We start from the raw sequence: 11,997 nt of genomic DNA on the forward strand, positions 1-11,997 counted from the left end.
TTAACGCGCTCAATACTCACAGGCACACCCCTTGCTTGCCATTCCCTCACACTGACCACGTCATAAGCCGGTCACCTCTATGCTTCACTCTCCCTCATGGCGTATGCCTCTGGAAAGGGAATAGAATGAATAAAACAGTCACACTGGCATTGCAAGGTGGTGGTTCGCATGGCGCACTGACCTGGGGCGTGCTTGATCGTTTGCTCGAAGATGGACGTGTCAGCATAGAGGCGATCAGTGGTGCCAGTGCAGGTGCCATGAATGCCGTGGCGCTGGCGCACGGTTATCTTGATGGCGGGGCTGATGGTGCCAGGCAGGCGCTGAAAAAATTCTGGGATAGTGTCGCCAGCAGTTCTCCGTTTAGCGCGCCTCTGGACGAACATGCACTGACGGCGGATATCGCAGCGCAATCTGAACTGCCAGCCGCCATGAAACATCTGTTTGCCTGGACACGCTTCTTTTCACCCAGCCAGCTCAATCCCTTTGACATCAACCCCTTGCGCGACATTTTGGCGGCGCAGATCGATTTCCAGCGATTGCGCGAGCAACCGGGCATAGAACTTTTTATTGCCACTACGCAAGTCAGCACAGGCACATTGAAGCTGTTCCGCAACCGCCAGATGAGTCTGGATGTCTTGCTGGCGTCTGCCTGTTTGCCTATGGTGCACAGGGCGGTGGAGATAGATGGGGAGGCATACTGGGATGGCGGCCTGACTGCCAACCCGCCTTTATTTCCGCTGGTACACAAATGTGCTGCCCGCGACATTATTGCCATCCTGCTGCATGCCCAGCCAAGGGCACAAGTGCCTACATCTTCCAATGAAATATGGCAACGCCTGACCGAGATGGGTTTCAGCTCTACCTTCCATACTGAATTGCAAGGCTTGCTGCTGGCCAAGCGTGAAGCTGACCGTGGCTGGCTGACCTGGGGCAGGCTGGAACGCCGGCTACGCAAGCTCAACCTGCATGTGATTGCCGCACCTGAACTCATGAGCCAGTTGAGCAGCCATAGCAAATTGAACGCGCAGGCGACATTTTTGCATAGCCTGCATGCAGAAGGCCGGGCCAGGGCGCAAGTCTGGCTGGATCAGCATTTTGAGCAGCTGGGGCAGCAATCCAGCTTCAGGATGGCGCATCTGTTTCGTTAACTTCTGTGAATACCTCGCTTGTATTTCCTTAGCGGGTTTTTTGTATCTGGCTATGGACTAGTGTTACCATCATCAGGTTTTCACTGGTATTCATTAGACAGACATGCGCCTATTCAAGTCCGCTTCCGACCTTACGCATCTAAATGGCATTCCCCTGCAGGCAGATGACGTCTATACACTACATACCGCAGCAGATTACCGCACTACCTTGCTGAGCAGAATTGCCCAGGCAAAACACAGGATTTATTTATGCAGCCTGTATCTGCAAAATGATGAGGCCGGCGCAGAGATATTGCAGGCGCTTTACGATGCCAAGAAGATCAGGCCAGAACTTGATATCGCTGTGCTGGTGGATTGGCACCGGGCACAACGCGGCTTGATCGGCGCAGCAAAAAGTGGCGGCAATGCAGCCTGGTATCAAGAAATCAGCAAGGCCAATGCCTATACCGTGCCACTGTATGGCATACCTGTGCAGACGCGTGAACTCTTTGGCGTGCTGCACCTGAAGGGCTTTGTCATTGACGATGAAGTCATCTACAGCGGTGCCAGCCTGAATAATGTGTATCTGCACAAGCAGGATAAATACCGCCATGACCGCTACCTGCTGATCCACAATAAAGTACTGGCCAACAGCATGGTGCAATTTATCCGCGAGCATTTGTTATCCGCTGCCGCCGTACACCGGCTGGATATGCCCGAGATACCCGCTACCCGCAGCATACGCCGTGAAATCAAGTTATTCAGGAGCAAGCTGAAAAGCGCCCGCTATGACTGCAATGTAGTAGAACAAGAACACGACAGGCATGGCCTGAGCGTGACGCCGCTGGTGGGCGTGGGCAAAAATAATCCACTCAATAAAGTCATCTGCCAGTTGCTGGCTGCGAGCAAGACACAGATCACTATTTGCACGCCTTATTTTAATTTCCCGCTCGCTGTCACGCGTGAAATCAATCGCGCGCTGAAGCGCGGCGTGCGCATCTGTATCATTGTGGGTGACAAGACTGCCAATGACTTCTTCATCCCGCCAGAGGAACCTTTCAAAGTCATTGCTGCCCTGCCTTATCTGTACGAGGTTAACTTGCGCCGCTTTGCCAAATCCCATCAGGCAGAAATCACCAGCCAGCAATTGCAACTGCGCCTGTGGAAGGACGACGACAATACCTATCACCTGAAAGGCATGTGGATAGACCAGGATTATGCACTCATGACCGGCAATAACCTCAACCCGCGCGCCTTCCGCCTTGACCTGGAAAATGCCTTGCTGATCCATGATCCCCAGCATCAATTGCAGCAGCAGAGGCAGGATGAGTTGAGCAGCATCATGGAGAATACGACTGTCATTTCACATTACCGGGAGCTCGAAAAGAATACGGATTATCCTGATCCCGTGCGTAAGTTGCTGGGGCGGCTTAGTGGTACGCGGCTGGACAGGTTGGCGTACAGGGTTTTGTAAAAAATTTATTTCAAGATACGCGCCGGGTTCTTTTATTCTCTTTGTTTTCCTCTGTGACATCTCTGTGTCTCCGTGTCTCTGTGTTGAGAGGTCTTAGCTGCTTTTATCAAGGGAATATGTTCGGCCAGACACTATAGAAAAACAAAACAGGAGACCGCATGAACCTGGCATTATTACTGCCGCTGATAGGCATACCTCTGGTCGTCATCGGCTTTGCGCTGCGCTTCAACCCCTTGCTCGTTGTCACCGTTGCCGGCCTCGGTACAGGCTTTGCTGTCGGCATGGATTTCATGAGTCTGCTGGAAACTTTTGGTGAAAAATTCCTCAATAGCAGGCAACTCACCAGTTCATTATTGATACTGCCCATCATCGGTTTGCTGGAACACTATGGTTTGCGTGAACGCGCCCAGCAATGGGTGGCGAGCATACGCAGCGCAACGACGGGCCGTATCCTGATGCTGTACTTTGTCGTACGTGAAGCCAGTGCCGCCATGGGTTTGCTGAGCCTGGGCGGGCAGGCGCAGACTGTGCGACCTTTACTGTCGCCTATGGCTGAATGGGCCGCCACTAATTTGCATGGCGACTTGCCACCTGCGATACGCGACCGTATTGCCGCCCATGCTGCGGCATGCGATAACGTCGCCCTGTTCTTTGGGGAGGATATCTTCATCGCCTTTGGTGCCGTTCTGCTGATGACTGCCTTTTTGAAGGAGAATGGTATCAATGGTATTGAACCACTGGCGATAGGTATCTGGGGCATACCAACGGCATTGTGTGCCTTGCTGATCCACCTGTTCCGCCTGTCGCGGCTGGATGCCAGCATTGCCAAAGACATTGCGGCCTGGCAGAAGACCAATCAGGCAAATCAGGCAGACCAGACAAATGCGGTGGTGAACGCATGAACAGCCTGGTCAGCATTAATCTGGTTCTTTATCTCATCGGCATCATCGTCATGCTGGTGGCTTTCATGACGCTGCGCGATACCAGTAACCCGCGCCGTATCACAACGGCTTTATTCTGGTTCCTTTTCGGCTTCAGCTTTTTGTTTGGTGACCTCATGCTGGCTACGCTGGGCAAGCCGCTGACTTACCGTATTGTTGGCATCACAGTCTTGTTGATGGCAGCGCTGGCAGGAGCGAATTTGCTGGGTATGGGCAAGCATCCCGACCATGACAGACCAGCGCGCCTGCGCATTGCCAGCAAGCTTGGTAACCGCATCTTTATCCCGGCGCTGACGATACCCATCGTTACTGTGATATTGACTGTGGTGGTGAAAGACTTTCAGATCGGTAACTGGTTTTTGCTGGACCAAAAGAACCTGACCCTGACTGCGTTATGCATAGCCTGTATCTGCGCTCTGGGCCTGGCTTGCCTGTACACTCGCGGCACGCCGCTGCAAGCCGTGCGCGAGTCGCGGCGCCTGGTAGATGCCATAGGCTGGGCGCTGATCTTGCCGCAAATGCTGGCCATGCTGGGTGGTGTGTTTGTTGCTGCCAAAACCGGGCAATCTATACAGGACATCGTCAAACTTTTCATCAACCCTGACAGCCGCCTGACCCTGATCATCATGTACTGCACAGGCATGGCCTTGTTCACTATGATTATGGGCAATGCTTTTGCGGCTTTCCCTGTCATGACTGCCGGTATCGCCCTGCCATTCCTGATCAACCAGCACCATGCCAACCCGGCGGCGCTGGTGGCGATAGGCATGTTCTCTGGCTATTGCGGCACGCTGATGACACCGATGGCCGCCAACTTCAATATTGTGCCCGCCGCCTTATTGGAGTTGCAAGATAAGTATCAAGTGATTAAAGTGCAGATACCGACAGCGCTGCTGGTGCTGACCTGCAATATCCTGTTGATACATTTCTTTGTCTTTCCCTGAGTGGCCCGGAGGCTGGCATGAAACGCATTTTACTGACGGGATTTGATCCCTTTGGCGGCGAACAAAGCAATCCCTCCTGGGAAGTGGTGCGCAGGCTGGATGGCTTGCTTATAGGTGACAATCACCAGATCGTCAGCGCCCGTCTGCCATGTGAATTCACGAATTCCCTGCACATACTGGAAGCAGCACTTAGGCAGCATCATCCCGCGATTGTGATAGGCCTGGGCCAGGCGGGTGGACGTGCCGACATCAGCCTGGAACGTATCGCCATCAATATTGATGATGCCCGCATACCCGACAATGTCGGCGTGCAACCCGTAGATGTACCTGTGGTAGAAGGCGGCCCTGCCGCCTATTTCACCAGTCTGCCTATCAAGGCCATAACGCAGGAACTGCATTTGAGCGGTATACCCGCATCGGTATCACAGACTGCCGGCACCTTTGTCTGTAACCATGTGTTTTACGGTCTCATGCATCTGGCAAGCAAGGCAGACAGCGGCATACAAAGAGCTGGCTTTATCCACATCCCTTATCTGCCTGAACAGGCCGTGGCCCATGCAGGAGCCGCCAGCATGCCGCTGGAAATGCTAAAGACAGCGATCTTGAAAGTGCTGGAGAGTGTATTGAAGACCGACAAGGATTTATGTATCGCTGGTGGCGCGACACATTAGGCGGGAGGGCTCAAGCGAAGTTACAACTGCGTTGCAGCTTCGCGCTTGATTGCCTGGTACTAAGTGAAGATGGTGATGCTGACGGTGACAGGAACAGTGATACCGACAGCCATCGCTTAACGCAGCTTCGGCATGTCAGACTGCTTGCCCTGCAAGCCTTCTGCTTCCAGATTCTTGTCTGCCTCACTATCAACGCACACTTGCGTGTCATTGACAGTTTTGTTTTTGGACTTGGCCGTAGAGTCGCTCTTATCTGTGGGCAAGTTTTTCTCTACCTTTTTGACCAGCACTTCAGCTGCAGGTGCGTACGGGCGGAAGTAGGAAATCAATTGGGCATCCAGGTTGGATACTGCCAAAGGTGCGGCGCTGGCGACCAGCATTACGCCCAGCATGCAACTGGCGATGCCCAGTTTGACCAGTAAATTCAATCTCGTTTTCATTTTTATCCCTTTTACGACGGCGCAGCTGTTTCAAAGTGACAGTCTGGCAAGACTCAGTGCAAAGAACATGCCAGCACCTAAAACAAGTAAGAATTCAAATTTCAGGGGCGATATGTGTTGCAAATCAGGCAGTAAAGTGTCCGCTTGTGCACAGATGGGCGGACACTTCGGACACTTCGGACACTTTTCTCGGACTTTTCAGACAGGCCTGTGATGGATCATTTTAGACCATCATTGAACTTCATGAGCAAACCTTTTGGACCCACTGCCCAGCCACTTTTGGAATTGGCAAAAGCGACTGTATTGACTGGTGTCTTATCCAGCACCTTCCAGGTCTTGCCTGCATCATGTGAGATGCCTGAACCTGCCAGACCTGCTGCGACATAGGTCTTTGCTGCGCCGGGTACGGTGGCAATGACAGACATGAAGCCTTGAGGTAGTACCTGTGCCGGCTGCCAGGTCTGGCCGCCGTCCTCGGTACGTGCACCATTGAGGCTGTTGAGTTGCGGGAGTTTGTAATCACCGCCTACTGCCATGCCAATTTTTTCATCCAGAAAAGCCACCGAGAACGCACCTTTGCTGGCTGCATTGGCAGGCAAGGGTAAAGTTGCGGCTGACCAACTGATGCCGCCATCTGCACTGGCATAAGCACGCGCCTGGCTGGCTCCACCAGTGACTATCCAGGCATGCTGACTGCCATAAGTAGCAACACAGGTGCCGCTGGCGGCAAATGCGCCTTCATTGGGGAGGGAAGTCAAACCGGGGTGTTTGTTTTCTTGCCAGTTCAGGCCGCCGTCTGCCGTCAGCAGTATCTGGAATTGGCCATCGACCGGGTCGCCAAACAAGATGCCCTGTTTGGCACTGGAAAAAGAGATCGCATCCCAGAAGCCGGTCTTGGCTTCATTGGTTTTCAGCAATTGCCAGCTGTTGCCACCGTCTCTGGTTTCATACAGACGCGACAGGGCACCCGGCCCGGCGCTCATGATAATCGCGTGCCTGGCATCAAAGGCATGGATGTCACGAAAATCCAGGCCTTCTGCGCCTACTACCTCCATGACTTGCCAACGTTCACCATCGGTAGTACGCAACACCGTGGCCTTGGCACCGCTGGCCCAGGCAACCTTGGGGCTGACTACAGACAGGCCACGCAATTCGACGTCAGTACCACTGGTCTGCGCTACCCATGCATCGGCAGCAAAGGCAACATTAGCGATATTGAATAAACTAAACAGGATTACGCAGCTAACACGAGCAAGTTTCATGAGGAGATGAACCAGGAATAATCGTGCAGCTATTGTAATCCTTGCATTCCTTATTTATTCACCAGCAAGCGTAAAAAATTCGCATTCATGGTGTTCAGGGTTTCTTGCAACAGAGACCGCAAGCCTGACGGGACGTTGCTGGAACTGATGCTGGAACTAAGCTCGGCCTGTTGCTCCAGTTGCTGCATTTGCCTGATGGTCGCCAGTGCAGCGGCACTGATACCGTCATCCGCCTGCAGGGCGGCACGTTCACCCTTGAATGCCGTCATCTCGCGCAATTGCCCGACTTCAATTTGCTCCCGGCGCAAAGTGAAATTGCTGCTGATGTCGAACTTGAGCAAGTGTTCATCGGCATTCAATCGTGCATCGACATCGGTATGGCTGGTGAACTTGACGATGATGGCGACCAGTTCTATCGTCAAAAACCATAGCAGCCACCAGATGAATTGCAAGCGCCTGTGCATGTCGTTTTGCAGCATGTCCCAGGTGGCGGCGAAATCGGCTGCAAAACCCGCATGGGATGCTGCCTGTATATGCTCTGTCTGGTTTTTTTCCAGCACTTGCGCATCGGCCCTGGCTTTGCTGGCGATGGCATTGGCCTCATGACGTTCTTCTGCGACCTGCGCTTTCTCAGCCAGTTTCTCTTTGCGCCAGGCGATAAGGGTCGTGTTAATGTCTTGCTCTTGTCGCAGGCATTTGGCTTTGGCCGCGTTGATACGGTTTTGTGCGGCGCTGATTTTTTGTTCGAGCAAGACAGCCTGCTCAGGCAAAGCGACAGTCAGGGCTTTGCGCCAGTTGGCGATCTGTGCATTGGCACGGCGCTCCTCGGTTTTTGCCTGCTCACGCATGGTCTGTAATTGCTGGCGCATCTCTGCTATTTGCGGTGGCTCGCTGTGCAGTTTGTCTTCTGCTCTTTGCAGCTTGTCATCCAGCGCTGCGACATCCTGTTGAAGCGTTGGCAAGCCAGTTGCCAGTTGTGCACTTTGCAGGTTTTGTATCAGGCGTGTGCGTTCCAGTTCGCCGGTCTTTACCGTGATCTCGGCACGGTTGCTATCGACAAAAAAAGGATAGACCATGGTAATTGCTGACAGCAGTGCCAGCAGGCTGCGCCAGAACAGGCCCATGCTCTTTGCTCGCCAACCGGCATCTGATTGTATCGACATGATCATCTGCCGCTCCAGACACCACTGGAATACCGCCCACAGACAACCGGCAATAATCGCACCAGTGCTGCTGACATTCACCATGCTGGCCAGCATATGCGCCATGCCATAACCGGCAAACAGGGCAAAGAAAATCACCAGCGCACCTATGCCAAAATACTTGTGGCGGCCACGTGCATACAGGTAATTGCCATTGCTGTCCTGCGCATCCAGCACTTTAAGGCTGACTGCTGCTGACAAGGCCAGCAGGGCTTTGCCTGTCTGCACCAGACTACGGGGATGTAAGTAAGACATGGCTACATATTCCTGAACAAGACCATGAAGGGCTGGCTGACGCTCAGCGTCTCTGGCCTGGTCTTGAGTTTGACCAGACCCTTGCCACTATCGTCACGGCTGATCGAGGCAATTGCCCGCAGGTTGACGATGGTGGAGCGGTGTATCTGCTTGAACATGCTGTTGTCCAGCACCTGTAGCAAATCGCGTATGGGTTTGCGCAGCAGCGATTCACCCTCGGCTGTCATGACCACCGTGTATTTGCTATCGGCCTGAAAGTAGGCAATATCATCAACCATAATGAGCCGGGTTTCATTGCCGACACTGGCGGTGATCCACACCAGTGGCGCAGGTTTAGGTACGTCCGCCGGGCCACCGCTGAGCTGGCGCACCAGGGTGCTGATGGCCTGCAAATCAGCCGTGCCGGTCAGCGCACGCATCTGCAGGCGTTTGACGGTGGCGAGCAGCCTGTCCTGGGTAATTGGCTTCAACAGATAATCGACCGCACCTTTTTCAAAGGCATCAATCGCATACTGGTTATAGGCTGTGACGAACACGATCTGGCTTTGCGGGCTGACCTCGGTCATGGCAGCGGCTACTTCCAGTCCACTCAAACCCGGCATGCGTATATCGAGAAACACCACATCTGGCTGATGCGTGGCAATGGCTTCCAGCGCACTGCCACCATCATCGCAGGCAGCGGCAATTTCCAGGTCCGGCCAGGCCAGGCTCAGTTGCTGCAGCAGGGCTTCGCGCAACAGACTTTCATCTTCTGCGACAACGCACTTAGGCATGTTGTTCTCCCTTGGCAGTTACAACAGGTACGGTGATGGTCGCAGCAACCCCGCTGGGGAAATTACCTACCAGTACAAAACTCGCCGCATTGCCATGTGCCAGGCGCAAGCGCTCACGCACATTCTTCAAGCCTATGCCAGTACCGCCAATTTCTGTACCCAGACCATTGCCGTCATCAGCTACCGTGACGGCGACATTGCCTTCATGTTGTCTGGCGATGATCCATATCGTACCGCCGCCGGTCTTGGGTTCCAGGCCATGCTTGATCGCGTTTTCCACCAGGGTTTGCAACATCATCATGGGGAAGGGCAGGGCTTTCAATTCTGACGGCACCTGGATTTGTATATTCAGACGTGTGCCCATGCGTATCTTCATGATGTCGAGATAGGCGATGGAGCGTTCCAGTTCTTCACCTATGGTCGAGGCAGTATCTTCAGTGCGTGGTAAGGAATGGCGCAAGTAAGTGATCAGGTTGCCCAGCATCTGGTCAGCCGCTGCCGGATCAGCGCGCGTCAATAATTGCGCACTGGCCAGGGTGTTGTACAGGAAGTGCGGCTCTACCTGGGCATGCAGCAAGTTGAGTTTTGCTACCGTCAATTCTTTTTCGGTCACAGACTGTGCCGCACTGGCTTTTTCCTTGCGCCTGCGTTCTGCAATGCGGCGGGTAATGGCGCGGGTGATGGCTTCTGCATTTTCCAGATTGGTTCCATTATCGACGAGGAAGAAATCTGTCCACGCCGGGCGCTCAGGTTCACAAATCAGGGTCAGACTGCCTATGCCATCGCCGGGTGTGATGGTCGCGAGAATCTGGTTGCGTTTGGTCGTCAGAAAATCCAGTACTTTCAACTCGTCAATGAAGTTAGCCTGGTAAGGGTCTATGCGCTTGATCTTGGCACGTATTTGCAGGCTGTCTCTGGCGCTCTCTGTATCTTCTGCACCCGGCAACTCGCGGATGGCAGCATCGACCAGTTCAAAAGCTTCACTGGCTTCCAGCGGGATTTCTATCTGGCGGCGCTGGCGGTTGGCCAGCGTATTGGTATCGACCTTGCTGGCAATCAGGCGCACCCGGCGCACATGCGAGAAGCTGATGCCCATGACCAAGGCCACGAGACTGAAAGGGATGAGAATAAACTCACCTGGCATATGGTTCCTGAAAATACCATTCACGATGAATATCGTCGTGAACAGGATCAGCAGTCCCCAGCCAAAACTGGAGCGTAAGATAAACCAGATAGTCGTGAACATTGTTATTTCCTTCTTATTTGCGATTGCTGCCAAGAATAATTGCCTGCGCGGCTTTCGTCTCGCATTTTCCGACGAAAGCAAAAAAAATCTGATGAATACGGGAAATGAAGGCACAAAGCCAGCTTTGCCATGAACATGAAATAGGGCTTGTATTTTTACTGTGTGGCGCATAGTATTATGCTGTGTACAACACAGTATGACTAAAAACAAGGAAATGAAAGACATGTCAGAAGACAGGCTGGACAAAATGCGTCTGGAATTACGGCGCGGGGCCCTGGTGCTGGCCGTGCTGGGTTCATTGCGGCAGGCGCAGTATGGTTATTCCCTGCGCAAAGCCTTGCTCGACCATGGCCTCGATATAGACGAGGGCACTTTATATCCCCTGGTCAGGCGGCTGGCTGACCAGGGTTTGCTTGACAGTGAATGGCAACAGGGAGAGGGCCGCGAGAGGCGCTATTACATCCTGTCGCCAGCTGGCATGGAATTACTGGAAAAACTCACGCAGGAATGGCAGGCCTTAAATGGCACGCTGACGACTATTTTGGAGACTGGACGATGACTCTGCTGCAAAAATACATACATGCGGTGAAACAGGAATTACCGCAGGCGCAAAAAGAAGACATAGGCCGTGAATTGCAGGCCAACATTCTTGATCAACTCGATGCCATCCAGGAGCAAACCGGCAGGGAGGCGACCGAGCAGGAAGTCGCAGGCATATTGGAAAAACTCGGTCATCCGGCGCAGGTTGCCGCACGTTATAGCCCTGTCACACCTTTGGTCAGCAGTGAGCTGATGCCTGCCTACAAGCTGGTCATCAACTATGTGCTGGGTCTTGCATTGCTTTTGCATACCTTGAAAAGCGCGATGGTATTTTTACAGGCAGAGCATTACAAGATCTCGCAGGCATTGATGCAGTTAATTTACGGTTTTATTGACCAGGCGACGATGATTTTCACCTCGGTGACGATTGCGTTTTATCTGGCAGCAAAAAGTGGAATGTTATCCACCTGGGGGAATAACAGGAACTGGCGGGCGCAAGACTTGTCTGAACAGGAGTATGACTGGCAAAAGATACGCGGCAGCGACATTCTCACGGACTTATCTTCTTGTGGGTTTATGTTGCTGTTGATCTGGCACAAGTTCTGGATGTCAGATGCCAGCCTGCAGCAGTTGCGTGTAGATTTTTCGCCGGCCATTGCCAGTTATCTGCCCTGGATGACAGCACTGCTGCTGTGCTCTGTCGCATTTTATATCTGGTGTGCAATCCAGCCCGTGTGGAGTAAATTGAAATTACAATTGAATATCGTGCAAAATACCATGTATGCAGCGCTGTTCTTTTTTTTCAGTCAGCTTGATGCATTGATACATAACATAGGTCTGCCAGCCATATTGGACTTGCAAAGGCTGGACCGTGGCATACGCCTGGCTTGTTTTGCTTATGTCTTGTACTTGCTGTATGAATGCGTGCGGGATGGACGTCGTTTGCAGCAACTCGGCAGCGTGCCTACTGGTACCCGGCTGACCGATTGAGTTTGGTAAATAAATAAGGTAATCCCCCGGCTCTGCCGGGGGACTCCTCAAGGTTTGACCTATACGGCGGTCGGTTTGAAACTTCTATCTCTACCAAAAGAAGGAGTTTCAAGATGAAAGAGTATCAAAGTT

At 52.9% G+C, this 11,997-nt stretch carries 12 protein-coding genes; 7 read left to right on the forward strand and 5 right to left on the reverse strand.

The window, feature by feature from the left end; all coding sequences use genetic code 11:
• Positions 1-125 precede the first annotated feature (125 nt).
• From ACO0LL_RS28120 to pcp, 5 genes are all read left to right on the forward strand, one after another.
• Positions 126-1,148, forward strand: a complete 1,023-nt coding sequence (locus ACO0LL_RS28120; protein WP_422954130.1) for a patatin-like phospholipase family protein — start codon at positions 126-128, stop codon at positions 1,146-1,148.
• Positions 1,149-1,251: 103 nt separating this feature from the next.
• Positions 1,252-2,601, forward strand: coding sequence for a CDP-diacylglycerol--serine O-phosphatidyltransferase (gene pssA, locus ACO0LL_RS28125; protein WP_422954131.1), 1,350 nt, complete (start codon positions 1,252-1,254; stop codon positions 2,599-2,601).
• Positions 2,602-2,759: 158 nt separating this feature from the next.
• Entirely contained in the window at positions 2,760-3,503 is a 744-nt protein-coding gene (locus tag ACO0LL_RS28130; protein WP_422954132.1) for a DUF969 domain-containing protein, read from the forward strand.
• Complete coding sequence (locus ACO0LL_RS28135) at positions 3,500-4,486, forward strand: DUF979 domain-containing protein (protein ID WP_422954133.1); 987 nt, start codon at positions 3,500-3,502, stop codon at positions 4,484-4,486. Before ACO0LL_RS28130 ends, ACO0LL_RS28135 begins: the two co-directional genes overlap by 4 nt.
• 17 nt (positions 4,487-4,503) lie before the next feature.
• Complete coding sequence (pcp, locus tag ACO0LL_RS28140) at positions 4,504-5,157, forward strand: pyroglutamyl-peptidase I (protein ID WP_422954134.1); 654 nt, start codon at positions 4,504-4,506, stop codon at positions 5,155-5,157.
• Positions 5,158-5,273: 116 nt separating this feature from the next.
• Here the strand turns inward: pcp and ACO0LL_RS28145 are convergent, their stop codons facing one another.
• The 5 genes from ACO0LL_RS28145 to ACO0LL_RS28165 all read right to left on the reverse strand — a co-directional run bounded on the left by ACO0LL_RS28145 (position 5,274) and on the right by ACO0LL_RS28165 (position 10,335).
• Complete coding sequence (locus ACO0LL_RS28145; protein ID WP_422954135.1) at positions 5,274-5,597, reverse strand: hypothetical protein; 324 nt, start codon at positions 5,595-5,597, stop codon at positions 5,274-5,276.
• A gap of 218 nt (positions 5,598-5,815) precedes the next feature.
• Positions 5,816-6,859: a WD40/YVTN/BNR-like repeat-containing protein gene (locus ACO0LL_RS28150; RefSeq protein WP_422954136.1), complete on the reverse strand. Its 1,044-nt coding sequence runs from the start codon at positions 6,857-6,859 to the stop codon at positions 5,816-5,818.
• A 50-nt stretch (positions 6,860-6,909) separates the two neighbouring features.
• Positions 6,910-8,316 (reverse strand): DUF4407 domain-containing protein, encoded by a 1,407-nt coding sequence (locus ACO0LL_RS28155; protein WP_422954137.1) that lies wholly within the window; start codon positions 8,314-8,316, stop codon positions 6,910-6,912.
• 2 nt (positions 8,317-8,318) lie between these two features.
• Entirely contained in the window at positions 8,319-9,089 is a 771-nt protein-coding gene (locus tag ACO0LL_RS28160; RefSeq protein ID WP_422954138.1) for a LytR/AlgR family response regulator transcription factor, read from the reverse strand.
• The gene (locus ACO0LL_RS28165; protein WP_422954139.1) at positions 9,082-10,335 is read right to left on the reverse strand and encodes a sensor histidine kinase; all 1,254 of its coding nucleotides are present in this window, start codon (positions 10,333-10,335) and stop codon (positions 9,082-9,084) included. The genes ACO0LL_RS28160 and ACO0LL_RS28165 overlap by 8 nt, the downstream gene beginning before the upstream one ends.
• 196 nt (positions 10,336-10,531) lie before the next feature.
• On the opposite strand from ACO0LL_RS28165, the gene ACO0LL_RS28170 reads away from it, so the two are divergent.
• Both ACO0LL_RS28170 and ACO0LL_RS28175 read left to right on the forward strand, forming a co-directional pair.
• A complete protein-coding gene (locus ACO0LL_RS28170) occupies positions 10,532-10,894 on the forward strand; it encodes a PadR family transcriptional regulator (RefSeq protein WP_422954140.1) in 363 nt (120 codons plus the stop codon).
• Complete coding sequence (locus ACO0LL_RS28175) at positions 10,891-11,865, forward strand: hypothetical protein (RefSeq protein ID WP_422954141.1); 975 nt, start codon at positions 10,891-10,893, stop codon at positions 11,863-11,865. Before ACO0LL_RS28170 ends, ACO0LL_RS28175 begins: the two co-directional genes overlap by 4 nt.
• The last annotated feature ends 132 nt before the right edge of the window (positions 11,866-11,997 follow it).

This window comes from Undibacterium sp. TC4M20W (genome assembly GCF_049340245.1).
Lineage (GTDB): Bacteria > Pseudomonadota > Gammaproteobacteria > Burkholderiales > Burkholderiaceae_D > Undibacterium.